This is a genomic window from Roseovarius sp. THAF27 (assembly GCF_009363655.1).
Lineage (GTDB): Bacteria > Pseudomonadota > Alphaproteobacteria > Rhodobacterales > Rhodobacteraceae > Roseovarius.
The window spans coordinates 2,930,877-2,956,682 of sequence record NZ_CP045393.1 but is presented as its reverse complement, the minus strand read 5'-3'; the positions used below and the strand labels follow the sequence as shown (position 1 = coordinate 2,956,682).

19 protein-coding genes are annotated in these 25,806 nt (G+C 63.4%); 5 read left to right on the top strand and 14 right to left on the bottom strand.

What is annotated here, in order from left to right; translation table 11 throughout:
• Positions 1-33 precede the first annotated feature (33 nt).
• On the bottom strand, positions 34-4,290 hold the full coding sequence (locus tag FIU89_RS14805) for a translocation/assembly module TamB domain-containing protein (RefSeq protein WP_152493312.1): 4,257 nt from the start codon (positions 4,288-4,290) through the stop codon (positions 34-36).
• Positions 4,290-6,086, bottom strand: coding sequence for an autotransporter assembly complex family protein (locus tag FIU89_RS14800; protein WP_254701691.1), 1,797 nt, complete (start codon positions 6,084-6,086; stop codon positions 4,290-4,292). The genes FIU89_RS14805 and FIU89_RS14800 overlap by 1 nt, the downstream gene beginning before the upstream one ends.
• A 372-nt stretch (positions 6,087-6,458) precedes the next feature.
• Here FIU89_RS14800 and FIU89_RS14795 point away from each other — a divergent pair, with 372 nt between their 5' ends.
• Positions 6,459-7,610: an AI-2E family transporter gene (locus FIU89_RS14795; RefSeq protein ID WP_152493311.1), complete on the top strand. Its 1,152-nt coding sequence runs from the start codon at positions 6,459-6,461 to the stop codon at positions 7,608-7,610.
• Positions 7,611-7,649: 39 nt separating this feature from the next.
• Here the strand turns inward: FIU89_RS14795 and FIU89_RS14790 are convergent, their stop codons facing one another.
• Positions 7,650-8,576, bottom strand: a complete 927-nt coding sequence (locus FIU89_RS14790; protein WP_152493310.1) for an isoaspartyl peptidase/L-asparaginase family protein — start codon at positions 8,574-8,576, stop codon at positions 7,650-7,652.
• Between the two features lie 189 nt (positions 8,577-8,765).
• On the opposite strand from FIU89_RS14790, the gene FIU89_RS14785 reads away from it, so the two are divergent.
• The 4 genes from FIU89_RS14785 (at position 8,766) to FIU89_RS14770 (ending at position 15,819) form a co-directional block, all read left to right on the top strand.
• Positions 8,766-9,626, top strand: a complete 861-nt coding sequence (locus FIU89_RS14785; protein ID WP_152493309.1) for a cyanophycinase — start codon at positions 8,766-8,768, stop codon at positions 9,624-9,626.
• A complete protein-coding gene (gene cphA / locus FIU89_RS14780; RefSeq protein ID WP_152493308.1) occupies positions 9,613-12,255 on the top strand; it encodes a cyanophycin synthetase in 2,643 nt (880 codons plus the stop codon). Before FIU89_RS14785 ends, cphA begins: the two co-directional genes overlap by 14 nt.
• 65 nt (positions 12,256-12,320) lie before the next feature.
• Positions 12,321-13,619 (top strand): acetyl-CoA carboxylase biotin carboxylase subunit family protein, encoded by a 1,299-nt coding sequence (locus tag FIU89_RS14775; protein WP_152493307.1) that lies wholly within the window; start codon positions 12,321-12,323, stop codon positions 13,617-13,619.
• Positions 13,620-13,809: 190 nt separating this feature from the next.
• A complete protein-coding gene (locus FIU89_RS14770; RefSeq protein WP_152493306.1) occupies positions 13,810-15,819 on the top strand; it encodes a CocE/NonD family hydrolase in 2,010 nt (669 codons plus the stop codon).
• 220 nt (positions 15,820-16,039) lie between these two features.
• Here FIU89_RS14770 and FIU89_RS14765 read toward each other — a convergent pair whose 3' ends face one another.
• From FIU89_RS14765 to FIU89_RS14715, 11 genes are all read right to left on the bottom strand, one after another.
• Positions 16,040-16,600, bottom strand: coding sequence for a chemotaxis protein CheD (locus FIU89_RS14765; RefSeq protein WP_152493305.1), 561 nt, complete (start codon positions 16,598-16,600; stop codon positions 16,040-16,042).
• Positions 16,601-16,675: 75 nt separating this feature from the next.
• A complete protein-coding gene (locus FIU89_RS14760) occupies positions 16,676-18,580 on the bottom strand; it encodes a methyl-accepting chemotaxis protein (RefSeq protein ID WP_152493304.1) in 1,905 nt (634 codons plus the stop codon).
• Between the two features lie 25 nt (positions 18,581-18,605).
• Positions 18,606-19,175 (bottom strand): PDC sensor domain-containing protein, encoded by a 570-nt coding sequence (locus FIU89_RS14755; RefSeq protein WP_152493303.1) that lies wholly within the window; start codon positions 19,173-19,175, stop codon positions 18,606-18,608.
• Between the two features lie 81 nt (positions 19,176-19,256).
• Positions 19,257-20,474 carry a PAS domain-containing protein gene (locus FIU89_RS14750; protein WP_152493302.1) on the bottom strand — a complete coding sequence of 406 codons (1,218 nt, stop codon included), beginning with the start codon at positions 20,472-20,474 and terminating at the stop codon, positions 19,257-19,259.
• Positions 20,475-20,521: 47 nt separating this feature from the next.
• Positions 20,522-20,905 carry a hypothetical protein gene (locus tag FIU89_RS14745; protein WP_152493301.1) on the bottom strand — a complete coding sequence of 128 codons (384 nt, stop codon included), beginning with the start codon at positions 20,903-20,905 and terminating at the stop codon, positions 20,522-20,524.
• Positions 20,902-21,288 carry a response regulator gene (locus FIU89_RS14740; RefSeq protein ID WP_152493300.1) on the bottom strand — a complete coding sequence of 129 codons (387 nt, stop codon included), beginning with the start codon at positions 21,286-21,288 and terminating at the stop codon, positions 20,902-20,904. The genes FIU89_RS14745 and FIU89_RS14740 overlap by 4 nt, the downstream gene beginning before the upstream one ends.
• Positions 21,285-22,220 carry a protein-glutamate O-methyltransferase CheR gene (locus FIU89_RS14735; RefSeq protein WP_152493299.1) on the bottom strand — a complete coding sequence of 312 codons (936 nt, stop codon included), beginning with the start codon at positions 22,218-22,220 and terminating at the stop codon, positions 21,285-21,287. The genes FIU89_RS14740 and FIU89_RS14735 overlap by 4 nt, the downstream gene beginning before the upstream one ends.
• On the bottom strand, positions 22,217-22,687 hold the full coding sequence (locus FIU89_RS14730; protein ID WP_152493298.1) for a chemotaxis protein CheW: 471 nt from the start codon (positions 22,685-22,687) through the stop codon (positions 22,217-22,219). The genes FIU89_RS14735 and FIU89_RS14730 overlap by 4 nt, the downstream gene beginning before the upstream one ends.
• Positions 22,680-24,872 (bottom strand): chemotaxis protein CheA, encoded by a 2,193-nt coding sequence (locus tag FIU89_RS14725; protein WP_152493297.1) that lies wholly within the window; start codon positions 24,870-24,872, stop codon positions 22,680-22,682. Before FIU89_RS14725 ends, FIU89_RS14730 begins: the two co-directional genes overlap by 8 nt.
• Positions 24,873-24,887: 15 nt before the next feature.
• The gene (locus FIU89_RS14720) at positions 24,888-25,250 is read right to left on the bottom strand and encodes a response regulator (protein ID WP_152493296.1); all 363 of its coding nucleotides are present in this window, start codon (positions 25,248-25,250) and stop codon (positions 24,888-24,890) included.
• A complete protein-coding gene (locus FIU89_RS14715; RefSeq protein ID WP_152493295.1) occupies positions 25,247-25,549 on the bottom strand; it encodes an STAS domain-containing protein in 303 nt (100 codons plus the stop codon). Before FIU89_RS14715 ends, FIU89_RS14720 begins: the two co-directional genes overlap by 4 nt.
• Positions 25,550-25,806: the final 257 nt, after the last annotated feature.

Sequence of the window (25,806 nt, the reverse complement as noted above, 5' to 3'; positions counted from 1 at the left end):
AAAAGCTGTGATTCAGGTTTATCGCGAAACGCTTTAGTAGTCTTTTTCGAAGAAGATGCCGACGCCGGTATTGCCGGTGGTGCTGGTCGAGCCCTTGACGGTGACGTTCCGGCCGATGTCGAGGTTCAGGTTGATCTCCTGGTTGCCTTCGCTGTCGGCAGTGACCTCGGAATAGAGGTTTTCCGACAGGTAGGCGCCGGCGGTGACCTGGGTTGCACCGTCCTCGGAGGTCGACACGTCGAGGTCGCTGAGGCCAAGGGCGCCGCGAATGTCCAGTCCGCCGGAACGCTGGCCTGACAGGGTGGCGGCAGCGGCGACAAGCTGGGCTGCCTGGAAGGCCGAGATGTCTTCGAGTCCGCGCCCAAAGAGCAGCCGCGCGACGGCCTCGTCCTGGGGCAGGTCGGGGACGGATTCGAAGGTGACGGAGGGCGAGCTGGCCAGCCCCTCGATGATGGTGCGCACCAGGATGCCGTCGTTTTCCGTTTCGGCCACGAAGCGCAGGTAGGGATCGAGCGCGCCGCGCAGGTCGATGACCCCTTCCGTCAGCTCGAGGCGGCGGCCGAGAATGTCGAGCCGTCCGCGAATGAGCTCGAAGAGGCCGCTGGGCACCACATCGGCCGTGGTCCCCTGAAGGCGGACGCGTCCGCCCAGTTCGGCGTCGAGGCCGCGGCCGCGCACGAAGATCCGGTTGGGGGCGTTGATCACGAGGTCGAGCGGAAAGGCCACGGGCGTGCCGCCACGTTCCTGGCCGATGATGCCGGCGCGGGTCCGGGTCTGGCGCACGGCGGCGGGCTCGCCGATATGCGTGATCTCGGGGATGTCGCCCGGAGAGCGCGTCCCGCTGCCCGAGGGGACCCGCAGTTCGGTGCGGCCCAGGTTGACTATGCCGGCGATGGTCGCGCCGCCGGTGAGCGGGCCATTGATGCCGACCTGGCCCGACAGGGTAGTGCTGTAGAGGTCGGGGTCGGTGACGACAAGATCGTTGAGCGCGGCTTCGAGATTGGCGTTGAAGGGGGCGGACAGGGTGATCGGGCCGCGCACGCGGAAATTGCCGCCGGTGCCCATGGAGGCTGTGATGTCGGTCTCGGCCCGGCCCGAGGCGAGGCGCACGGCGCCGCCGATGCCGGTGATGGCCGTCGAGAGGCTGGGCAGGGCGAGCCGGCCGTTCGAGACGTTGATCACACCCGACAGGGAATTCAGGGCGGGCGGGCCGTTGACGCTGAGGTCGAAGTTGGCGAGGCCGGTGATGGAACGTGGCGCAAGAAACGGGTTGGCCAGCGCCAGGGGCGCGGAGCCGTTGACGTCGATGTCGAGGCTGTTGCCGTACCCGTTGATCGACCCGTTGACGCGGGCATTGGTGCCGCCCGGGCCGGACGCGTCGAGCGACAGGCGGATCTGTTCGCCGGTCCGGTCCACGATGGTGACAGTGCCGTTGGCCGAGACCGCGCCGGGGAATTCGGGGACAAAAATGCCAAGGTCTGCAAGGCGTGCCGACAGGTTGACCGGCGCGCCGGGGCCGCTGCCTTCGGCGTCGACGGTCACGCGGGGTGTCTGGATGTCGATGTAGCGGATGCCGGGCGCGGATTCGCCCAGGGCGACGGAGGCGCGGGCGTCGATGCTGCCGGCGATCAGCTGGTCGAGCTGGGCGATGCCGGTGCGCAGGTTCGAGCCGTCGATATCGGTGGTGATGTCGAAGGTGCGGCCGCGAACCTGTCCCGATCCTTCGAGGGTCATGTCGAGGCTGCCGGTCAGCGGACGGTTCAGGAGCGGCGCGAGGCGCGACAGGTCGCTGGCGTTGAGGGTCATCTGGCCTTCGACCGGCAGCAGCGTGTCCTCGGGGAAGACCGCGCCGGTGGCCGAGAGCGTCGTGCCGGCGCCCGAGGCGTCGAGGCGCGAGATGGTGACGGCGCCGCCTTTTTCCCAGGTCGCGGCGGCGTCGAGGGTGGCGGGGCCGGACATGCGCGGCTCGATCCGGGCAAGGTCGGCGATGGCGGCCTTTACGGTCAGTTCGCCATCGTCGGAATCAAGCCGTCCCGAGGCGTCGGCCTCGAGTGCAGGAGTGCGCACCGAGAAGCGGTCCAGCACGGTGCCGTCGGTGTCGCGCTGCGCGGCGACGGAGAGCGTGCCCGCGCCGGCCATCAGAGCGTCGACACGCGGCTCGCCGATTTCGACGTCGTTGGTTTCGGCGTCAAGCACGATGTCGAACGCGCCGCCGCGGATGCGGCCGGAGCCTTCGAGCACAACGGTCGCGGCGCCGTCCAGATCGCGGCCGGCGAGTTGGGCAAAGCGCGACAGGTCCGTCGCCGCCAGCGTGATCTTGCCCTCGGCAGGCAGGTTGGGGTTTTCGGGGAAGACCGCGCCGCTGCCCGTCAGCGTGGCGTCCGCCAGGGTGGCCTCGAGCGCCGAGATGTTGAGCGCGTCGCCAGAGTTCCAGTTGATCGAGGTGGTCAGGGTGGCCGGGCCGGAGAGCGTGGGCTCGACCTGGGCGACGTTTTGCAACCGGGCCTCGATATCCAGCTGGCCTTCGTTCGAGTCGAGCCGGCCCGAGGCGTTGGCGGCGAGGGCCTGGGTCTGGATGGTCAGGCGTTCCAGCACGGTGCCGGTGGTGTCGCGCCGCGCGCCGAGCGCCAGCGTACCCTGGCCGGTCATCAGGGGATCAAGGCGGGGCTGTCCGATGGCAAGGTCGTTGGTTTCGGCCTCGAGTTCGATGTCGAACGCGCCGCCCAGGAGGGTGCCGGTGCCTTCGAGCGTTGCGTTGGCGGCACCGGAAATGTCCTGGTTCGAGATGGCGGCGAAGCGCGAGAGGTCGGCGGCGTTGAGCGTGGCGCTGCCGGTGAAGGGGAAGCCGTCTTCGAGGCTTTCCAGTTCACCGTCGGCGGTGAGGGTGACGTTGCCGCTTTCGACGTCGAGCGCGTCGATGACCAGCGGCTGGTCCTGTTGCCATGCAAGGGTCATCGTGCCCGAGGGCGCGGTACCGATGGCCTCGGCCAATGCGGGATCGGAATGATCCACGCCTTCGGCGTTGAATTTCAGGTCACCGGAAAACGATCTGTCCGGGGCGTCGGTGATCCGGCCGGTCCCCGAGAGCGTGGCGCGATCCACGCTCAGCCCGTCCTGCAGCAGATCGACAATCTGGACCTCGGCCTGCCAGGCATCGTCCTCGGCGGCGTCGAAGCTGGCGTTGAGGCGGGCGTTCTGAAGGGTGGTGGGCGCGCCGGATACGGGCAGGCGGACCACCTCTCCGTCGTCGCTGCCGATGCGGCCTTGCAATTGCAGGGTTTCGGGCCAGCCAGAGGCGGAGAGGGCCAGGTTGCCCTGAAGCTCGAGCGCCTCGGACCGGATGGAAAGCTCGTCGAGCACGAGACGTCCGCTGGACTGCGACTGGCCGGAGACGGCAAGCGCGGTGGCCTCGCCGAAGAACGGCTGGAACTGCTCTTCGAAGAGCGGGCGCAGGTCGCCGTCGAGGTCGGCGGCGAAGGTGTAGCCCTGGGTGTCGTCGCCGTCGATGGCGCCGACATTGACCGTGCCGCCGAAGCGTTCTTGTCCGTCAGAGCTGAGCAGGATGCGGGCCGAGAAATCCGACAGCGGAGCGTCGCCGGCCACCTGCAGGCGCAGGGCAGGCGTATCGGGAATGCCGAGCAGGGTGGAGACGATGCCTTCGGGTCCTTCCTGGAAATCTAGATCGAGGGCCAGGACGCGGCTTTCGTTCTCGAACGAGCCTTCGAAGGTAAGGCTGTCTTCACGATCCAGTCGCTGGATGGCGAGGTTTGCGGCGCCTTGGCCGTCGGCAAGGTTGGCGCTGCCTTCCAGCGACAGCCGGGCCGGTTCGCCGAGAACGGACTCGCCAAGTTCGACCGTCTCGATCTGAACCAGTTCGACATTCACCGAGACCGGCAATTCGGGCAGGGCGAACTGGGTCGCCTCGGCGTCGTCGGGGCTGACGGATTCGCCACCCGAGGGCAGACGTTCGAGGATGACTTCGGCGGCGGTCAGTTCGTCGACCTCGAGCCGGCCGCGCAGCAGGGCGGACCGGGACCACACAAGCGAGGCATCGCGAAGGGTCAGCCAGACGCCGTCCTCGTCGGCGATGGTCAGCGACTCGAGCGTGGCATTGGACGACAGCGCGCCGCGAAAGCCGGTGACGGTCACGTCGCGGCCGGCGCCGGAGAGATTATCCTGCAGCCAATCCTCGATGAAGGACTTGTCCTCCTCGGCCTGATCCTGTGCCAGAGCGGGTGCGGCCAGGCCAAGCGTGAGGACCATGAAAAGAAGAGAAAGCAGAACGCGCATCAGAATGCCTGACCAATACCAATATAGAACTCGTAATCCTGGCCCGCGTCTCCGTCGAGCGGCGTGGCCACGTCAAAGCGGATCGGGCCGATGCCGGTATCGTAGCGCACGCCGAAACCCGCGCCGGAGTGCCAGTCGCCGGTGCCGGAGCCGAAGCTGTCGCGGCCCACGTAGCCTGTGTCGGCAAAGCCCACCACCTGCCAGCTGTCGGCAACGCGTGCGCGCAACTCGCCCGACACGGCGAGGAACGACCGCCCGCCACTGGTGTTGCCGCCGCCGAGATCCACGCCAAGGGATTGATAGGGCTGGCCGCGCACGGTGTTGGACCCGCCGGAGAAGAACAGCATGTCGGGTGGTACGTCGAGCAGCGATGCGCCGGTCACCGAACCCAGCTGGGTGCGCCCGGCCAGCACGATCGTATCGTTTTCGCCGAAGCCCACATAGGTCCGCGCGTCGGCGTAGAGGCGGAAAGCGGGATCGCCTGCATCCAGCGCCAGGAACGGTGTGGCTTCGAGCCCGACATAGAACCCTTCGGTCGCGTTGAGCGCGTCGTCGCGATTGTCGAAGGTCAGCTTGCCAGGGAGCAGCAGAAGTTGGTTGGTGCGCGAGCCGAGGTCGTCGTCGATTTCGGCATACTGGTAGGCGATGCCAAGCTCGCCTTCCAACTCGTCGGAGAAGATGTGCGAGACACCGCCGCCGATTTCGAAGGTGGTCTGGCGGTATTCCTCTTCGTCCAGTTCCTCGATGCGTGCTTCGAGAAAGGCCGTGGTGTCGGGCGTGAAGGTTGCGGGACGTTCGAACCGGGCAGACAGGCGGTAGTCGATACCGCCCGAGTCGCCGCCGATGCCGCCGACCTCGCCCTCGATCCGAAAGCGTTCGGCGCCTCCCAAAAGGTTGCGGTGGAGCCAGAAGCCGCTGAGCGTCAAGCCTTCGAGCGAGGCGATTTCGGCGCCGAAGCCGATGCGGCGCGGCTTGGCGTCCAGCACTTCGGCCTGGATGTCGAGCGTGCCGTCGGGGTTGGGCACGGCGGCTTCGTTCAGCACGACCGAGCGGAAGGCGCCGGTGCGGCGCAGGCGCTGGCTGGCGTCCTCGAGTTCTTCCGGCGAGAAAACCTTGCCCGAGGGCAGGCCGGCGATGGCGCGGATGCGGTTGGCCCGCACGGCGCTGGGGCGGGTGATCACCAGATCGCCGAAGCGCAGGCGTGGGCCCGGCGAAAGACGGATGTCACTGGCGAGCGTGGCATTGCGATGATCGGCGGTGATCGACTGGCCGCTGAGTTCTACCTTGGCGTGGCCGGCCTCGCGCCAGCCGGTGACGCCGGCCTCGGCCGCGTCCGAGATGACCGTGGCGGCGGCGGGCTGTCCACGCGCGTAGCCTTCGGGAAGTTCGGTTTCGGGAGCCACAGGGCCGATAGCGGCGCGCGAGAACGTGAAGGGCGGGCCGGGCTGAACGATCACGTCGACGCGGTTGATGCGGTTGGGGCCGGCGATGGGCGAGATGTCGGAAGCCTCGCGGCCGTCGACGCGAATGCTGACGACACCGCCGTAAAACCCCGCGTCATAGAGCGCGCCGACCATGCGGGCATAGTCGGCACGGGCGGCCGCGAGAATGTCTTGCGCCGTGGCGTCCTCGGAATCCGCGGTTTCGACCGTGAGGGACGACCTGCTGAGATACTCCGCGATGTCCTGTGGCCCACCGCGGACCTGGACGGCGGCCTCGGTGGAAAAGGCGGCACGCACGCCGAGAGTCAGACAAACCAGCACGAACCAGGGCGTAACGCTACGAGACGGCAACAACAGGGCAGCTCCATTTCCGGGGCCCGTTTCGGCCCCACGTCAGTGAAGACGGGAAAAGGTACGCGCAGGACCTGTCGATCACCAGGCCGCTTCCCCCATCAGGCAAGAGACTAGAACGGGTTTGGGCATATTCCCACCCGCGAAGTTCATTTATAGAGCACATTTGCGCCATGGCATTGGGTATCGGCGGAAATTTTCCGAACTGCCGTTGACGTTGCGGCAGGCCAGGGGGCTTTCTTGCCGGAGGGGGCCGCCGCGGGCGAGGAGGTCGGCGCAGGGGCGCGTGAAACGGTGTTCGGGCGGCTTGCAGCACGGCGGTTGCAGGCACGGTCGCGTGTCGCAGGGACGTTGCCCATCGGGGGAAGAGGGAATATGAAAGCGGATAACCTTAAGGAATTCGAGCCGTTGACGCGCCAGTTGGTGGACACGCCGAAATATTCGCAGGTCCGGACGGTTGCGCTGGTGATCATCGCCTTCGCCGTCGTTCTTTTCCTGCTGGTGCAAGCCAGGTTCATCCTGATCTCGCTTGCCGTGGCCGTGATTCTGTTCACGCTGACGTCGGACGTGATCCGCCTGATCGCGCGGCAGAGCATCGGTCGGTTCCGCATTCCCAACTGGCTGGCGTCGCTGGCTGCGCTGATGATGATCTCGACCGCGTTGCTGATCTTGTCGTCGATCCTGCTGGCGCAGCTGAATACCGTTCTGGGCACGACGTTGTCCTATGCCGAACGCGCGCCGTCGGCTGTTGCGTCGCTCTTTGCCTGGATGGGCGAGGATGTGGAGCGCGCGGTTCTCAATTCGCTCAACACGGTCGAGGTGTCGGGCTATGTCCGGACCGCGGCAGGGCAGGCGGGCAGCCTGATGCAGGGCACGGTGCTGGTGATCCTGTTCTTCGGCTTCCTGTTTGCCGAGCGAATCTGGTTCGGCACCAAGATGTCCAACTTCTTCGGCGATCCGGCGCAGGCGGAACGGGCCAACAAGATCTTCACGTCGATCATCCACCGGGTGAATTACTATCTTCTGATCAAGACGCTGGTCAGCGTGATCACGGGCGCGATGGTGTACCTGGTGGCGCTGGCCTTCGATATCGAGCTGGCCCTGTCGCTGGGAATCCTGACCTTCATCCTGAACTACATTCCCAATATCGGGTCGATCATCGCAACCGGAATGGTGGCGCTGGTGGGGTACGTGGAAACCGGAGAGGCGTCCGTGACCGCGGGATTGTTCGTGATCACCGGCATCATCCAGTTCGTGAACGGCAATGTCATCGACCCGTGGCTGATGGGGCGGGCGCTGCGGTTGTCGTCCTTCGGGATCATCATCAGTCTGGCCTTCTGGGGTGCGGTCTGGGGCATTCCCGGCATGTTCCTGTCGGTGCCGATCATGGTGATGATGCTGGTCATTTGCAGCCATGTGCCGGGCCTGAGGAAGGTGGCCGTGCTGCTGTCGCGCGAGGGGCTGCCGGAAGACGAGCGGGAACTGGACCGGCTGAGCGAGGAAATCGAGAGCCGCAAGGGCACCTGACCCGGGCGCGGCGGCCGCAGGGCGCGAACCGCGACAGCCCTAGTAGATGAAGGTCTGTGAGGCCTGGCCCTCGATGCTTTGACCGCGATACATGCCTTCGCAGTTGAACGGCAGGGTGATGCTGCCATCCGCGCCTATGGCGATCAGGCCGCCCGAGCCGCCGATGGCGACGAGGTCCTTCATCACCACTTGCTCTGCGGCGTCGGTCACGTTTTGGCCTGCCAGCCGGATACGCGCGTCGATCTCGTGCGCGACGGAAAGGCGGATGAAAGCTTCGCCGTCCCCGGTCGCCGAAACGGCGCAGCTGTCGTTGGCGGCGAAGGTGCCGGCACCGATCAGGGGGCTGTCACCGATGCGACCGGCGCTCTTCGCCGTCATCCCGCCGGTCGAGGTGGCGGCGGCAAGGTTGCCCGCACGGTCGCGGGCCACGGCGCCCACCGTGCCGTGGCGACGCGACGGGTCGTCGTCGAGCGTGCCGTCCGCTTCCATCCGCAGGGTTTCCTGAAGCGTGTCCCAGCGTTCCGGGGTGAAGAAATAACGTGACTCCTCGAAGGGCAGGCCGGCCTCGCGGGCGACGGTCAGCGCCCCGTCGCCGGCCATGAGGACATGCGACGTACGCTCCATGACGGCGCGGGCGGCGTCGACCGGGTTTCGCGGGCCGCAGATACCCGCCACGGCCCCGGCGCGACGGTCGCGTCCGTCCATGATGGCGGCGTCCATCTCGTGCGTGCCGGCGCGGGTGAAGACCGCACCGCGCCCGGCGTTGAACAGCGGCTCGTCCTCAAGCGCGCGCACGGCGGCGGTGACGGCGTCGAGCGCGGTGCCGTCGGCTGCGAGCACGGACTGGCCGGCCGTCAGCACCCGCGCCAGGGCGGCGTGACAGGCCGCTTCACGCTCTTCGCTCATCTCGGCCCGGGGCACGACCCCGGCACCACCGTGAATTGCCAGTGCGAATCCGTCGCTCATGTCTGGTTCCTGCCATGTTTTGCACCGTTTTGGCGCGGTTTGGTTGCCAAGAATCCCACATAGCGCGGGAATCGTGACGTTGCGATCGCTTTTGCAGTTGCGGACTGTGGGTTACGTGACATTCTTGTGAACGGGATGGTAACATCCACAACATATAGATAATAGTCCAGCGATGGATGGAGTCGTTCGATGGATATGTCCGTGAAACCGAGGCCCCGAGGCAAACTGGTCGCGATTGGCGGCGCCGAAGACAAATCCGCCAAGGCGGCGATTTTGGGGCGCGTGCTGAAACTCTCGAACAGCGAGACGCCGGTGGTTGGCGTGATCACCACCGCCAGCAGCATCCCCGATGAGGTCTTTCCGGCCTACGAAGAGGCGTTCGACGCGCTGGGCGCGTCCGAGGTGCTGGACGTCCGCATCCGCGAACGGCGCGATGCCGACGACCCCAAGATGGTCGAGTTGATCCGCAAGAGCGACGTTCTGTTCATCTCGGGCGGCGACCAGATGCGCCTGACCAGCATCTTCGGCGCCTCCAAGTCGCTGGAGGCGATTCGGTCCATCTATCACGAAGGCGCGGTCATCGCGGGCACCAGCGCGGGCGCGGCCTGCCAGTCCACCACGATGGTCTATGGCGGCAGCGCGATCGACAGTCTGCGCAAGGGCGCCGTCAAGATGAGCGCCGGATTTGGCCTGATCGAAGGGGTCATCATCGACACCCATTTCCTGGAGCGGGGACGCTTCTCGCGCCTGATGGAAGTGGGCGCGACGAACCCCGAATACCTCGGGATTGGACTTGGCGAAGACGCCGCGGTATTGTTCGAGGGCGGTATAATTAAGGCCTTTGGACCCGGTCACGTAATCCTCGTTGACAGTTCAAGGATAACCAGTTGCAATGTATTCGACTTGTCAGACGGTGAGGCGGTGAGCGTCCACAACGTCGTGATGCATGCGCTGGTCGAGGGTGATGGATACAACCTGGCGGACCGGCAGGTCCTGAGTGCCAAACAGCTTGGGGCCGAGAGCCTGGAGCTGAAGGATGCGTATACTTGAACACCGTGCGCTGCGCGGACCGAACTATTACAGCCGCTACCAGTCGATCTACATGCGGCTGGACATCGAGGAACTTGAAGACCGGCCGAGTGACAAGGTCGACGGCATTGCCGACAAGCTTCAATCCCTGATCCCCACGATTTACGAGCATCGCTGTTCTGTCGGAGAGGCCGGTGGTTTCCTGTCCCGGGTCAAGGAAGGCACCTGGGCCGGTCACATGGTCGAGCATGTGGCGATCGAATTGCAGAACCTGATCGGCTTTTCGGTGGGCTATGGCAAGACCGTCGACAGCTACGACAAGGGTGTTTACCACGTCGTCTACCGCTATCGCGACGAGGCGACAGGCATTGCCTGCGGCGAGGAGGCGGTGGAGATCGTCCAGGCGCTGTATGACGGCAAAGATGTGGAGCTGGAGCCGGTCATCGACCGCCTGAAAGAGGTGCGGGACGCCAACGCGCTGGGCCCGTCGACCGGCTCAATCGTGAACGCGGCAAAGGCGCGGAACATCCCGTGGTACAACCTTACGGAAGGCACCAGCTATACCCAGCTGGGCCATGGCGTGAAGCAGCGCAAGTTCCAGGCCACGGTGACGGATGCGTCGGGCATCATCGGCCACTCGATTGCCGACGACAAGGAATGGACCAAGCAGGTGCTCGACGACGCCGGCGTGGCCGTGCCCAAGGGCTATATCGGCTACAGCTGGGACGAGGTGAAAGACGCCGCCGAGTGGATCGGCTGGCCGGTCGTCACCAAGCCGCTGTCGGGCAATCACGGGCGCGGCGTGACCACCGACATCACCAACGAGGAAGAGCTGAAATCGGGTTACGAGGCCGCGTTGGCGCGCTGCCGCGACGATTACGGCGCTGTCATCGTGGAAAGCTATATCAAGGGCGAGGATCACCGCATCCTTGTGGTCGACGGCAAGCTTGTCGCCGCCGCCCGCCGCCGCCCCGCGCATGTCGAGGGCGACGGCAAATCGACGATCCAGCAGCTGATCGACGAGGAAAACAAGGACCCGCGCCGCGGTGTGGGCCACGAGAACCTGCTGACGCAGATCCATGTGGACGAACAGACCCTGCGCCTGCTGGAGCAGGCCGAGCTGACGCTGGAATCGGTGCCGGAGAAGGGCGAGATCGTCTATCTGAAATCCACCGCCAACATCTCGACCGGCGGGACGGCGACGGACCTGACCGACGAGGTGCATCCCGAGATCAAGTTCGCGATGGAGCGGATCGGCCGGCTCGTGGGTCTCGATATCATCGGGATCGACCTTCTGGCCGAAACGCTGTCCAAGCCGCTGGATCAGCAATCGGCGGGCGTGGTCGAGGTCAATGCCGGGCCGGGCTTTCGGATGCATATGGCGCCGACCCATGGCAAGCCGCGCGCGGTGGGCGAGGCGGTCGTCAACATGCTGTTCCCCGACCCCACCGACGACGGGCGCATCCCGATCACCGCCATCACCGGCACCAATGGCAAGACCACCACGACGCGCCTGATCACGCATATCCTGCGGCAGGCGGGCAATTCGGTGGGCATGGGCTGTACAGGCACGATCGAGATCGACAACCACGTGATATTGCGGGGCGACTATTCCGGGCCCGCCGCCGCCCATGCAGTGCTGCGCGAGCCCACGGTGGAACACGCCGTGCTGGAAGTGGCGCGCGGCGGGATCATGCGCCGGGGCCTCGGCTTTGACGAATGCGACGTCGGTGTCCTGTTGAACATCGCGTCCGACCATCTGGGCGAGCGCGATATCCACACGCTGGAGGAACTGGCGCGGTGCAAGACCGTGGTCGTCGATGCAGTCAAGAAGATCGGCGGGTTCTGCGTGCTGAATGCCGACGATCCGTTGGTGATGGACCAGGGCACCTACTGGGCGCGGGGCGAGATCATCTATTTCACGATGGATCCCGACAACCCGGACCTCAAGCAGCACCTTGCCGACCACAAAATGGTCATCACCGTGCGGCAAGGCCGGATCGTGCTGTTGCGCGGTACGGTCGAGGTCGAGGTGGCGGCGGTCAACGACGTGCCGATCTCGTTCGAGGGGCACGCGCCGTTCAACGTGCAGAACGCCATGGCGGCCACGGCTGCTGCGCTGGCGCACGGGCTGGAGATCGACGACATCCGCGCGGGGCTTCTGAGCTTCCACCCGACACCGGCGCAGATGCCGGGGCGGACCAACTATTTCGAGGCCGATGGCGTCAAGTGCCTGATCGACTATGGCCACAACGTGCCGGCGCTGGAGGCACTGGAGCCGCTGGTCAATGGCCTGGGACAACAGCGCAAGATCGCCGTGGCCACGGCCCCCGGCAACCGCCGGGACGAGGATCTGGCGGCGCTGGGTGCTCAACTGGCCAAGATGTGCGATGCGGTCTATGTCTATGAGACGGACGCGCGCGGACGCAGCGAAGGCGAGACTGCCGGGCTGATCGAGAAGGGGGCCAGCGACGCCGGATCCGCCGGAACGGTCGAGATCATCATGGACGAGCAGGCCGCGATTGATCGTGCCATCGGCGAGGCCAAACCGGGTGACTTCCTGTTGCTGCTGGTCGACGACATCGAAGGCGCGACCGAGCGCCTGAAAGGCCGGAGCTACGGGGCGCAGTCGGACCTGGGTCAGACGTAAGCCACGTTCGCGCAATTGACAGGGAACAACGCCGTCGCAACGGCGTTGAGATGCGGGGGAACGATATGACAAAAAACGTTTTCGTTGTTGGACTGAACGATCTTAATGCGGAACGGTTGAAGCGCCTTCGCGGCGTCGAGGACGTGAATTTCCACCCGCTGCTCACCTCTGCGGAAGTATCCGATACGCAGATTTTCGACATCCCTGACATGCTGCGCCGGGCCGAGGAGACGCTGGACGCCTTCGACGGGTCGATCGACGCCATCGTGGGGTATATCGACTTTCCGGTGTCCACCATGCTGCCGCTTTTGTGCAAGAAATACGGTGTGCGCAACGCATCGCTGGAATCGTTGCTGAAATGCGAGCACAAATATTGGTCGCGCAAGGTTATGGCCGAGGTCATTCCCGATCACGTGCCGAACTTCACCGCTTTCGATCCGTTCGACGACGAGGCCCTGTCCAAGATCGGCGAGGCCGGCCTGCGGTTTCCGTTCTTCGTGAAGCCGATCAAGTCGTCGGGGTCGCGCCTGGGCTTCCGCATCGACAGCCCCGAGGATTTCGCCTATGCGACCGAGGCTTTCCGCGCCGAGATCAACGAGATTTCCGAGCCGTTCAACTATGTCCTGAACCAGGCCAATCTGCCCGATGACGTGAAAGCCGTGGAGGGGCATTATTGCATGGCCGAGCGGGTGATCGGCGGGCGGCAATGCACGGTCGAGGGCTATGTGTACGAAGGCGAGGTCGTCCCGTACGGCGTGGTCGATTCGATCCGCTATCCGCAGGTGCTGAGCTTTTTCTACTACCTCTACCCGTCGACCCTGCCGCCGCGCATTCAGGAGCAGATGGCCGAGATCACCAAGACGGTGATGAAGCATATCGGGTACGACAATGCCGGGTTCAACATCGAGTATTACTGGGACGAGGTGCAGAACCAGATCTGGCTGCTGGAGATCAACACGCGCATCGCGCAATCGCATTGCGACCTTTTCGAGATGGTCGACGGGGTCAGCCACCAGCAGGTGACGGTCGATCTTGGCCTGGGCCGCAAGCCGGACATGCCCAAGGGCGAAGGGCCGGAAACCGTCGCGGCGGAATTCTTCTACCGGGTGTTCTTCAACGACGCGACGGTGGCCCGCGCCCCCTCGCGCGCCGAGGTCGAGGTCGCCGCCGAGCAGGTCGAGGGCACGCGGATCACCTCTTATGTCAGCAAGGGTTCGAAACTGTCGGAACTGCCGGAGCAGGATGCCTACAGCTATGCGGTGGCGTCGGTCTGGATGGGGGCGCAGAAACAGTCGAAGCTGCTTTGGAATTACGAGCAGGTCATGAAGAGGCTGAACTACGAGTTCACGGATATCGTGGAGTAGGGCGGCAGAGCGCAAGCCGTTTCAAGCGGTTTCGCCTGCCCGGTTTCTTTGAGTTTCCGGTTGATCGTCGACAGAGCGGGTTCCGCGCTGGATTGGGACCTTCCCTTGCCCGGTGTCGGCTGGACATCGGGCAGTAGAGGCAGTAGCCCCACGCTGGACACCTCCCTGAAGACGCTATCCGGACGCTGACATGAAGATCGATCATCCGCTGCCGCAGACCATCCAAGAGATCGAGCACCTGGAGATTCCGATGCCTGACGGCACGCGGCTGGCCGCCCGCATTTGGATGCCGGAAGGTTCAGAGGACCTGCCTGTGCCCGCGATCGTGGAATTCATCCCTTATCGAAAGAATGACAAGACATTGGAGCGCGACCATGCGCGGGCGCCCTGGATGGCGGCGCAGGGCTATGCCTATGTGCGCGTCGACCTGCGGGGAACCGGCGAATCCGAAGGGTTGATGACGGATGAATATACCGACATCGAGCTGCAGGATGGATGTGACGTGATCGCCTGGATCGCCGCGCAGGACTGGTGCGATGGCGGGGTCGGGATCGTCGGTATTTCCTGGGGCGGATTCAACGGCCTGCAACTGGCGGCGCTGCGCCCGCCCGCATTGAAGGCGGTGGTCACGATCTGTTCGACCGACGATCGCTATGCCGACGATATCCACTACATGGGCGGCACGCTGCTTGGGGATCACCTGTCCTGGGCGTCGGTGATGTTCGGTATCAACACCCTGCCGCCCGACCCGGCGCATGTGGGCGACCGCTGGCGGACGATGTGGGAAGAGCGACTGGACGGATCCGGCCTGTGGCTGGAGAATTGGATGCAGCACCAAAGGCGCGATGCGTTCTGGAAACACGGGTCGGTCTGCGAGAACTTCTCGGATATCGAGGTGCCTGTCTACGCCGTCAGCGGCTGGGCCGATGGGTACTGCCGGGCGGTCTTCCGACTCGTCGAGAACTTGAAAGCCCCGGTCAAGGGGCTGATTGGCCCGTGGTCGCATCGCTATCCGCATCTGGGCGAACCGGGGCCGGCCATAGATTGGCTGACGGAAGAGACGCGATGGTGGGACCAGTGGCTGAAGGGACAGGACACCGGGATTGCCGACGAGGCGAATCTGCGCGTCTTTCTGCAGGATCACGCCAAACCGCAAACCTGTTACGAGGAACGGTCGGGGCACTGGATCGACTTTGCATCATGGCCCTCGGCGCAGATCACGCGGACATCCTTCGCGCTTTCGTCGGATGGCGGGCTGGGCCGGGCCGGGCCGGGCGAGCCGCTGAAGCTGTGTTCACCGCTTTGGGTCGGGCAGCACGGCGGCAAGTGGTGCTCTTACGGTCATCCGGGCGACCAACCGGGGGACCAAAGGCGCGAAGATGCGGGAAGCCTGACGTTTGAGACCGAGCCGCTGGAAGACGACCGGCACATGGTCGGCGACCCGACGTTTTCGATGACATTCCAGGTGGACCGGTCCGTGGCGCAGGTTGCCGCGCGGCTGATGGATGTGGCCCCGGACGGGGCGGCAACACGCGTCAGCTATGGGCTCTTGAACCTGACGCATCGCGACAGTCACGAGCATCCCGAAACGCTCGAGCCCGGACAGACCTATACCGTCACCGTGCCGATGAAGCATGTCGCCCAGACATTCCGTGCAGGACATCGCATCCGTCTGGGGCTGTCCACAAGCTATTTCCCGATCGCGTGGCCGGCGCCCGAACCGGTGACGCTGACGGTTCTTACGGGCGAATGCCGGCTTGACCTGCCACTTTGCAGCGCGGCGCCGGTGCCGGTTGATGCGTTCGGTCCGGCAAGGGCCGCCGAGCCGCTGGAACTCGAGGTGGAAAGAGCCTCGTCCGCGTCATGGTCGATCTCGGAGGATGCGGACACCGGACGGCTGTTGATCGAGGTGGTCGACGATGAGGGGGCGGCGACGATCCGGCGGCAGGAGTTTTTCCACGCAGCGAAAGCCGCGGAACGCTACACCATCCTTCCCGATGACCCGACGTCCGCGGAGGGAGAGGTGACCTGGACCCACGAGATGCGGCGCGACGAATGGATGGTTCGCACGGTGACGTGGACAAAACTGACCGCTGACAAGAGCGAGTACCGGATCGAGGCGCGGTTGCAGGCGTTTCTCGACGACACCTGCGTGCGCGACCTTGACTGGGACGTGCGCGTTCCGCGTGATCACAATTGACGGCGCGGCCCGAACGGGTCGATGTGGCATCTGACCGAAGACGCCTTTGCGGATCCCTGCGGCCGGCATCATTCTGAACGTGAACCTCGGTTTTCCAAATGCCGTGAGTTGCCGCCAAGCCTCTACAACGGTGTCTCGAACGCCCCGTAATTCAGCACTGCTGAAACCGGCGTGAAGGCGAGGGCGATTGCCGATTGGGGCACATCAGGTTGGCAAGTGCCTAGAACAGCTGAATATCGCCCTGCGATGGTGTGTTTTTGGGCTTGTTTCGGACGGGCGATGCGATGATCGGATCGCTGATGTTCGACATGAAGCATCGTTGGACCCGACCTGACGCCGACCAGAACCTGATCTTGCGCCCGCGGGATCCGCCAAGGCAGCTACCCGTGATCTTAAAGCCTTCGTTCGACAGGTACCATTCGGCAAAACTGGCATTCTTCGCACCGATTTCCGCGCCGCCCTCGAACATCTTTGCGCCGCCGAAGATCTTGACATTCAGGCGCGTGCGGTCCGCGCCTTTCTTGAGCAGGCCGTTGACCAGAAGTTCCATGGCATTGACGCCGTAACGCATGTTGGTTCCGCGATCTCCGGTGTCGCCCGGAAGCAGAAAATGGTTCATGCCTCCGACACCGGCGACGGGATCCCACATGCAGGTTGCGATGCAGGAGCCCAGAATGGTGGTCATGACTTCTTCCGGACGGTCTGAAATTCGGGTCTCGCCCTGAAACAGAGGAACGAAGACGGCGCCTTCGATCGAACCGGGATCAGATGCGTCGGTCATGTTCGACCGCGATCCTGCGCGGTTGCCAAGATGTGTCATGAGACCTCCTCGCACGGTGCCAAAGCACACGTGCGATCAGAATTCATGCCAGTCTTCCTGTCCGTTCACGGCGGCGGAGGAAACGGCTGGTGCGGCAATCTTGACTGCCGACGTGTTCTGCGGTTCCGTCCTTGCGATTTCGTCTTCCCAGCCTGTCTTTTGCGCGGATGCGGAGGTTTGGAGCGCGGACGGGGCTGTGCCTTCGCTCAATTCGTCGAGACTGAATTGGCGCAGGATGTCCGTCATGCGCTGCGCTTCATTGCTCAAGCTGCGGCTGGCTGCGGAGGACTCCTCGATCACCGCAGCGTTTTGTTGCGTCACCTTGTCGAGTTCTGTCACGCTTTCCTTGATTTCCGCCAGGTTTGCCGCCTGTTCGCTGGATCCGGTGGCAATCTGGGAAACCAGGTCGGACACGTGGTTGACGCCATCGATTATGTCGCTCAGCGCAGCGCCGGCCTGGTTGGCAAGATCGCTTCCCTCGGTAACGTGTTCGCTGGAACGCATTATCAATTCCTTGATTTCATTGGCCGAGTCCGAGGCGCGCTGTGCAAGAGCGCGGACTTCGGAGGCCACGACGGCGAATCCGCGGCCGGAATCGCCCGCCCGGGCGGCCTCGACGCCTGCATTGAGCGCCAAAAGGTTCGTCTGGAACGCGATGTCGTCGATGACACCGATGATCGCGGTGATCTGTTGAGACGACTCCTCGATGTCGCGCATGGCCTTGACTGTCTTACCCACGACGTCGCCGCCAGTGGCCGCACGTTTCTTGTTGTCCGCGATACGTTCGTTTGCATCGACAGCGAGTGTAGCAGTTGTCTGCACGCTGTTGTTCAATTCCTCGATGGCCGCAGCGGACTCTTCCAGCGTCGCAGCCTGCGCCTCGGACCGTTTCGACTGGTCCTCGGCGACCTCGGAGATTTCCTGCGAACTGGTGCGTACGCTTTCGGCGGTGGACACGATCGTCGTGAGCATCTTGCGAAGGCTGGCCACGACTTCGTTGAAATTCTTGCCGATTTCAATGTGGTCGGAGTCGAGCCCCTCGAAGTCGCCGAGATTGATCGAGCAATCGGTCCGTCCGGATGCAAGGCGGGACATACGCTCTCCAAGGTGATGCAAAAGATTCTGCCTCAGAGTCGTCGATTCCTGCCGGATCCGGGTTTCGGCTTCGTCACGAGCCAGTGTATCACGAAATTGCTGAAGTACTTGCGCCATAACGCCAATTTCGTCCCTGCGGTTGATCCCGGGAATGCCCGCGGTGTAGTCGTGGCCCGCGACCGCACGCATTGCGCTGCTCAGAGACTTGATTGGCCCGGTCACCAGATGCGAGATGGCTAGAACGATCGCCGCAAGGCCACCGGCCGCGACCGCAGTGCTGATACCCAGGACCTCGAGGATTTGCATCTTTTGCGCGGCGATAAACGTGCTTTTGTCCCAAACGAAGGCGACCGCGCCAAGAAGCGTATTGCCATCTTTTGCCTTGACCGGAACTACAACAGTGTTCGTATTGCCCTCGGCAGCGCGTACAAGTTCTTTTTCGGACAGAGCCCTTGCCATTGATGCGCGGAGCTGAGGCAGTTTAGTACTTCTGGCCGCGTATTCGGCCAACTGCTCACCGGATACATGAAAGACCTCGACTGCGATAAGAGAGGCATCACGTTCCGTTGCGGACGCATAGACCTCGGCAATACGGGTTCCGTCCTTGAACTGAATCGGGGCTCGCATCTGGTTGGCCAGCATATTCGCGATGAAAAGCTCATCTTGAACTTGTTGCTCGATGCTCATGGACTTGAGATTTATATTGAGCAAAACGAAGCTGACAGCGAAGGTTGCGAGAAAGCCCAAGGCAACAGCGACGGCAAGCTTCGCGCGGATGCTGAGCGCCGCGAAAGCGGTCTTGATCCGACCAGGATTGGGGCCGGCAATAGGGGCGGTCATTGTCATCTTTGGCTCCCGTGAGAAGGCTGGTTTAATTGGTGGCGGTGAGCAGTTCGAGGTCGACGCCGACGGTTATCACCCCAACGAAGGTCCCATCATCTAAAATCGGAAGGCTGATCTGGCTTTGGTATGCCTGCGATGACTCGTCGAACTCGGCGGGACTGATGTGAATGCCGGACGTGGCATGTGGCACTTGCCACTTATCCTCGTCGCCTTGCCAGTAATCGGAGGTCACGTCACTCTGGCCGACATTCAGTCCGCGGGCATCGGTTATGAAGATTTCGGTGTAACGTCCGGCGCCTTGCGCCTGTATCTCCCGAAGGTGGGAGGAAAGGCCGTTCGACAGGATGCTGTCGACGAGGGTGCCGCCGGAGATGACCTGTTCTCGCCAAGTGGCATCGAGCGCAATGATCTCGCCTTCTGTAAGGTTCTCGTGCGCGACATTCTGAATGCGAAGTACCTCGAGCACGAGAGGGTCTGTTACCCATTCTGAGATGGTAGTGTTCGCGAGATCCTTGAGCGCCGCGTCATAATCGCCGGACGCGGCGGCGCCAGAAGCGAGCATCCAGGCGATTGCGAAGTTGCTGACTGTATGTTTCATTTTCCCTCCGGATTCTGGAAAGTGGTCGGATTGCTCCGTATGTTCGTCGATAAGATTTAATATCCTCTGAACCCGCGCGGCTCAGAGTGCCGTTGACGTTGAATCAATCTGAATTGCGGTCGCGGACAGGGCGGCCAGATGACGGTCGGTCTGGTGATGCGCGTGCTCCAGGCGGTGGATGATGCCGAGCAGTCCACTGTCTATGTCGCTCATTCTGCCGCTTTCGACCCGACACAGAAGCTTGACCAGATCGAGCCCGTTTATTCGACGTCGCAATTGGCGACAAACGTCCGGAATGATCTTGCCCAAGGTCGCGACATCGGAGACCGCGGCGCGGCTGATCTCGGAAAGGGACTCGGCCTGCGCATGAAGTATCTCCCGGCCGCCGTGCCCGCGATTGGAGGAATTGTGCTTCAACGCTGACTGCTTCGCTGTCAGGTCCATCAGCGCCGACATCTGCGACGCGCTGTGAGCATGGGCGAGGGCGGCCCGCATTCGCACCAGCAGCCCGGTGTCGTCACAGCGCAGCCTGTCGACCATTTGGTACATGTCGTCCGACATCGTCTCGTAGTTCTTTGAAATTGTGCCGATCGCCACACCTGCCCCCTCCAGCCGGCTGGAGAGAATCCGCAAGTTGATGGGCTCGCCCCGAACTTGCTGAAAAATCGAGATTATCTTGTGCACAAGCGCCTCGGCCTCAGCCATCATATCGGTCAGTTTCGAGATTTTGCGGAGGTCCGCATCGGCGGTCTCGTCGATATCCTCGCGCAGGGAGAACTCGGCATTCAGAGCTGCGAATGCGTATGATTCAAAATCGGGGAAGTTCTTTTCCGACAGGCGCTTCACCAGATATTCGGCGCTTTTGTCCGGCGGAAGGCCGCGTGCTTCTTCGGCAAGCGCGTCGGTATAGATGTCGCGCGTGAACTCGAAGAAATCGGCTCCGGGTTTGATCCTTACCGACAGATAACCGTCCCGGGTCGGTGTGATGGATGCGAAGACCCAGTAGTAGCGGCCGTCGGCGGACGCATTCTTGACATAGGCGCAGACCGGAAGCCTGGCTTGAAGCCGTTGCCACATCAAGTGGAACAGGCCGCGCGGCATGTCGGGGTGGCGGACCACCTTGTGTGGCGCGCCGACCAGTTCCTCTTTCGACATTCCCGCAACCCTGCAGAATTCCGAGTTCGCGTAGCGTATGACGCCGCGTGTGTCGGTCGCGGAAGCCAGGAGCTGTTCGCGCGGAAAATCAACCTCGCCGCCCGGCATGGTCGCGCGGTCGCTTGTTCTTGTTTTCTGTTGCATGGCGTGGTCCTCTCAGAGGCAGGCGGCTCACTTCCACCGCGGGGGTTTCAGAACAGGATCGGCTGGCCATCTCCCAGCCCGAGAGCGGGTTTCACGGGATCATCCAGAAGCCGATGCCGGAAATAGTCGAGCCGGACCTGAGCGATCAGGGGCGCGAGATCGACGGGCGCGTCGGCCGCCGTCATGCTTGAGAGCGTCTGGAGAACCCGGGAAATGTCTCTCAAATGCTGCCAGAGAGCATCGACGCGCTGCAGGTCGCGCAGGTCGGAGGTGCCATGCTCCGGAAGATGCGCGACCAGTTCGGGGATCAAGGCGTCGAGCCTTTCCGCGATGGCCGCAAGATCGTCCGTCTCGTCGGCGAGAATTTCGAGAATGCGGGCGATGGAAGAAAAAGACACGGAACGCTCCTGCTTTCGGGAAATCTGGCTCAAAGGCGCCCGACGACTTTTTCGATGCAAGCCTTCAACTGTGCGGTCTGGAACGGCTTCTTGAGGTAGTTATTCATCCCCAACCGCGTCCCGCGCTCGAGGATCTCCTTGTCGGCGCGACCTGTCACGAGGATGAAGCCGGTCCTCGCGATGGCGCGGTGCGAGCGGATCGCTTCGAGCAGTTGGAGCCCGTCCATCCGCGGCATGTTGAAATCGGAGATCACGAGGTGCACCGGCTTGGAGGCGAGGCTGCTCCAGGCGGTGTGGCCATCCGCCTCGGTGCGGTAATTCTTGATCCCGAGTTCGTCGAGAGCTTGAGTGAGAAGTCCGCGACTGGTCGACATGTCGTCGACGACAAGGATATGCAGTTTGTCTTTCAGGCTCATCCGAGGCCTCCATTTATGTCTGTGCGATGCCCGTCGGCGTCCTTTGCGACCCTGAGCATTGACGCTTGTCGGTACACGGCGGCGGCAGGGCGGCAGAAGGCGCCACGCTCTTGTTGAATGAACGAGGTGGCGATGTGTTCGGGCAGGTTTTCGGAATGGCCAACATAGAGGGCGCCACCGGCCACGACGCGGTCTGCCAAGCGCTCCCACAGGCGGATCTGGGTCGCCTCGTCGAAGTAAATCGTCACATTGCGGCACATGATGACATCGAACCCGCGCTGAAACGGCCATTCGGCGTTCAGATTCAGGCACCGGAACGTGATCAGGTCTCGGGCTGTGGACGCAACACGCACCATGCCGGAGGGGGCGTCCGCGCGGTCAACGTAGCGATCGGCAAGCGACTCGGGCAGGTCCGACAGGCTGGACGTCGGATAGAGCCCGGCACGCGCAGTGCCGAGGGCCGACTTGTCGATATCAGTCGCAAGGATGCGCAGGTCGAGGCGCGCCGCCTCGGGGCAGATCTCGAGAAGGCGAAACGCGAGATCAAAGGCCTCTTCGCCGGTCGAGCAGGCGGCGGACCAGAAGCGCACCCGGCGGCCGGACCTTGCGGCCTCCGTCAGCCGGGGAAGAACACGTTCGGAGAGATGGTTGAAGTGGTGTTCTTCGCGATTGAATCGTGTCATGTTCGTGGTCAGCGCGGAGACAAAGGCATCCTGCTCGGCTTCGTTGCCGGGGGTCTGCAGCCAGTCGCAATATGCCTCGACCGAGCCGATGCCCAGCGCCTTCAGCCGTTTGGCCAGGCGGCCGGACACCATTGCCCGCTTGTTGCTTCCGATGTGAATGCCCGTCATCCGCTTGAGCAGGTTGGCGACGATCGTGAAATCGTTGGGACTGATCAGGGGCGGTGCAGTGACCTGCGGTTCGTCGCTCATGCGCTCAACGGAGCCTCTTGTGGCAGAACCTCTCGCACATCGATGGCGCGCACGAGCTTGTCATCCAGCGAGTGGACCCCGCGGATGAAAGCCTGGGTGCGCGAGGAGGACACGTCGGGCGTCGCCTGCATCTGGGCTTCGTCAACGGTGATGATGTCGGAAACCGCATCGACCAGGAAACCGACGATCTTGTCGTCGATCTGGGCAATGATAATGACGTGCCGCTTGCCGGGCTCGGTCTTGCCGAAGCCAAGTCGCAACGAGAGGTCGACGACCGGCAGGACCGTGCCGCGAAGGTTCATCATTCCGACCACGAAATCCGGCGCATGAGGCAACGTCGTGGTGCTGGTCCACCCCCGGATTTCCAAAACATGCGAGATCTCGATGCTGAAATCCTGGTCCTCGACCGTGAAGCATACGATCTCCACCCGGTTGGCGGTCTTTGTTTCGGCTTGGGCTTCACGCATGATGAATATCTCCTGTGGCGTCTGGCCAGGCGCGATCGACCCATCCGCCCTGACCCGGTGGTGCAATCATCTGGTCGGTGTCTACGATAAGTGCGATCTTGCCGTCGCCGAGGATCGTTGCCGCCGCGATTCCGGGTATTTTCTGGTAGTTCTGTTCGAGGCCCTTGATCACCACCTCGCGCTGCTCGGCGATGCCATCCACGGCGAGCGCGTAGCGGTGCCCCGTCTCTCCCTCGATCAGAAGAAGGGACTGACTGTCTAGGCCGACAGGCGCGGCGCGAAAGCCAAGAGCGGCGCCGAGATCCTTGATCGGAACCATTTCGCCGTTCAGCGACAGGACGTTGTCGCCATCGCACAGCGTGTGCACCTTGGCCTGGCCAGGCTGCAGCATCTCGCGAAGCGGCAAAGTCGGCACGATCAGGGACTGATCGGCAACCTTTACGACCATGCCCTCGAGAACCGCGAGCGTAAGTGGCAGCGATACCGTGACGGAGGTGCCGCGCCCGGGCACCGATTGCAAGCTGACCCGGCCGCCAAGGGACTGGATCTCGTTGCGGACCACATCCATACCGACCCCACGGCCGGAGAGATTGGAGATCTCGCCCGCGGTCGAGAAGCCGGGACGGAACAGCAAGTTGTCTATGTCGGAGTCGCTGAGGTCGTCCTCGGCGCGTATCAGACCCTTCTCGATGGCGATCTGGCGCACTTTCGGACGGTTGATGCCAGCGCCGTCATCCTTGATGACGATGACCACCCGGCCCGATCTGTGGCTGGCTTCGAGCGTAACTGTCCCGCGGTCATCCTTGCCGGCGTCGCGACGTGCCTGGGGTGTCTCGAGGCCATGATCGATGGCGTTGCGGATCATGTGCGTCAACGGCTCGACCAGGCGTTCGGTAACGGTCTTGTCGACCTCGGTCGCGTCGCCCACTGTCACGAGGCGCGCCGATTTCCCGGCCTCCCGGGCTGTTTCGCGGACGATACGGGACATGCGTTGAAAAAGACTGCGCACAGGCTGGGCCCGGATCGCCATGACACTTTCCTGGATCGCACCGGAGAGTGTCTTGAGCTGGCTCATCGCCTCGTCGACGCCACCGTTGCCGGAACCGGACATCTCGTCCATCGATTGCCGCAGCATGGCCTCGGCGATGACGAGTTCGCCCACGAGGTTGATCAGCCGGTCGACCCGGTCGAGGTCAACGCGAATGGTGCTGGTGCGGGAATTTGCCGTTCTCGGGGCTCCGGCAGGCGGGGGTGCCACCCCGCTGTCTGCAGGTGGTGCACCAGCGGCAACGGATGTGGCCCCGGCATTTGACGTCACCTCGCATGGCGCGTCGGGGTCGGTGGCGTCCGGGCCGGCGGAAAGCGGGTCCGACAGTTCCGGCAGGGAAGGCAAGGCGGATGTGAGGTCGAGCGGCGCGGAGATTTCGAGCTCGCACAGACCTTCGACGAACTCGAAAACTTCGCGAATTGCGGCCTCGTCGACCGCATCGTCGGCGCGGAAGTCAAGTGTCCAGCTCAAAGCCGGGACGGACCACGGCCCATCGGAAAGTGGTCGTACCGCGTCGAGCTCGGCTTCGATCCGGAGCGTTCCCAACGCCTCCAGGCTACGGAACAGGATTGCGGGATCGTGGCCGTTCGCGAAGAGCTGCGGCGATGCCTTGAAGCGGATGGTCACCGGCCCGCCGCTATCGGACGATCCCATGTCGTCCAGGGAAGGCAACTCGCCATCTATCGCGAGGAAGGTCGGCTGAAAGTCCGGTTCAACGGACTCCTCGGCGCTATCCTCATCCGAGCCGGAAGCGCCATTCGCCGCAAGGCTGACCTGTTTGAGGTCGTTCAGGATGGATGCGCCTTGTTCGGCGGACAGCACCGTTCCCTGGCTGGCCGCCTCGACCAGATCGGCGAGATGGTCGCTGGCCGTGAGAAGGAGATTGACGACACTGTCGCCCACAGCCAGCCGGTTGCTGCGCATGTCGTCGAGCACGTTTTCGAACGCGTGCGCGAAGGAAACCAGCTGATCAAGACCGAAAGCGCCGGCGCCTCCCTTCATGGAGTGCACCGCGCGGAACATGCTGTTGATGGTCTCGTCGTCGCCCGCCCCGGCCTCGAGGTCGTTCAGCCCGGCAGAAAGCTGTTCCAGCAGGTCGTCACATTCCTGAAAGAACATCTGGTTGAGATCGTTCATGGTTCGCGCCCTCCTTCAGACCACGAGTCGACGTATGATCTGGACGAGTTTCTCTTCGTCGAAGGGCTTTACGATCCAGCCTGTAGCGCCGGCCTCGCGGGCGCGTTGTTTGAGCGCATCGCCGCTTTCGGTTGTCAGTACGAGGATCGGCACGCTGGACACATGCGCGCCTTTGCGAACCCCGTCGATGAAACCGAACCCATCCATCCGCGGCATGTTGATGTCCGTGATGATAAGGTCAGGCGTGGCGGTCGGGAGGCGTTCGAGACCATCGACACCATCCTCGGCCAGTTCCACCTCGAATCCGGCGCCGGTCAGCGTCTGTTGCAGCATGCTGCGCATGGTTCGGGAATCATCGACGGCAAGGATGCGGGTCATGCGGAATCCTCTTGCATCAGGGCGTGTCGGGGAATGCCGAGGCGGTCCAGTCCCTGGAGGAAATCGGGAGAGGGATCGGCAAGATCGAACGCAGCGCCATCGTGCTGCCATTGCAGTCGCGCGCGCAGCAGGATTTCCGCCGCCAGCGCGCCGAGGAAGCCGACCTGGCCTGCCTGCAGGCGCAGGTCTGATCCGCGCCGGGTTTCGAGGCTTGTCGCCAGCGTTTCGCAAGCGGCGAAATCAAGTCTTTCCGGAAGGTCAAGCGGTGCTTCTCCGACCGAAGTGTCTGTATCTGTCATGCGGGACCCTTCACACTGCAAAAGAGGTGTTGGCGCGATGCTATGGGGTTGGGTTTAAGATGTAGTTAAGCTGCAAGATATTGAATTTACTCGTAAATCAGGTTCGGCAATTACCGTTCTTCGAGAGGGCGGCGCGAGTCGGTACCGTCGGAATCGGCCCGATGTCGAGCCGCCCGGAGCCAGAGGCGCAGAAAGCCGCGTCTCGCAGGACGGGATCCAACCGCTTGCCGTGTCATGTGCTGCTGCTCCAAGGACCG

What these genes read in the sequence shown, in the direction of transcription:
- FIU89_RS14735 (WP_152493299.1), bottom strand. Translation starts at nt 22,220, where the DNA reads ATGAGCGACGAACCGCAGGTCACTGCACCGCCCCTGATCAGTCCCAAC.
- FIU89_RS14720 (WP_152493296.1), bottom strand. Translation starts at nt 25,250, where the DNA reads ATGACCCGCATCCTTGCCGTCGATGATTCCCGAACCATGCGCAGCATG.
- FIU89_RS14775 (WP_152493307.1), top strand. Translation starts at nt 12,321, where the DNA reads ATGACAAAAAACGTTTTCGTTGTTGGACTGAACGATCTTAATGCGGAA.
- FIU89_RS14790 (WP_152493310.1), bottom strand. Translation starts at nt 8,576, where the DNA reads ATGAGCGACGGATTCGCACTGGCAATTCACGGTGGTGCCGGGGTCGTG.
- FIU89_RS14755 (WP_152493303.1), bottom strand. Translation starts at nt 19,175, where the DNA reads ATGAAACATACAGTCAGCAACTTCGCAATCGCCTGGATGCTCGCTTCT.
- FIU89_RS14725 (WP_152493297.1), bottom strand. Translation starts at nt 24,872, where the DNA reads ATGAACGATCTCAACCAGATGTTCTTTCAGGAATGTGACGACCTGCTG.
- FIU89_RS14730 (WP_152493298.1), bottom strand. Translation starts at nt 22,687, where the DNA reads ATGCGTGAAGCCCAAGCCGAAACAAAGACCGCCAACCGGGTGGAGATC.
- FIU89_RS14785 (WP_152493309.1), top strand. Translation starts at nt 8,766, where the DNA reads ATGGATATGTCCGTGAAACCGAGGCCCCGAGGCAAACTGGTCGCGATT.
- FIU89_RS14765 (WP_152493305.1), bottom strand. Translation starts at nt 16,600, where the DNA reads ATGACCGACGCATCTGATCCCGGTTCGATCGAAGGCGCCGTCTTCGTT.
- FIU89_RS14715 (WP_152493295.1), bottom strand. Translation starts at nt 25,549, where the DNA reads ATGACAGATACAGACACTTCGGTCGGAGAAGCACCGCTTGACCTTCCG.
- cphA (WP_152493308.1), top strand. Translation starts at nt 9,613, where the DNA reads ATGCGTATACTTGAACACCGTGCGCTGCGCGGACCGAACTATTACAGC.
- FIU89_RS14750 (WP_152493302.1), bottom strand. Translation starts at nt 20,474, where the DNA reads ATGCAACAGAAAACAAGAACAAGCGACCGCGCGACCATGCCGGGCGGC.
- FIU89_RS14795 (WP_152493311.1), top strand. Translation starts at nt 6,459, where the DNA reads ATGAAAGCGGATAACCTTAAGGAATTCGAGCCGTTGACGCGCCAGTTG.
- FIU89_RS14760 (WP_152493304.1), bottom strand. Translation starts at nt 18,580, where the DNA reads ATGACAATGACCGCCCCTATTGCCGGCCCCAATCCTGGTCGGATCAAG.
- FIU89_RS14740 (WP_152493300.1), bottom strand. Translation starts at nt 21,288, where the DNA reads ATGAGCCTGAAAGACAAACTGCATATCCTTGTCGTCGACGACATGTCG.
- FIU89_RS14770 (WP_152493306.1), top strand. Translation starts at nt 13,810, where the DNA reads ATGAAGATCGATCATCCGCTGCCGCAGACCATCCAAGAGATCGAGCAC.
- FIU89_RS14805 (WP_152493312.1), bottom strand. Translation starts at nt 4,290, where the DNA reads ATGCGCGTTCTGCTTTCTCTTCTTTTCATGGTCCTCACGCTTGGCCTG.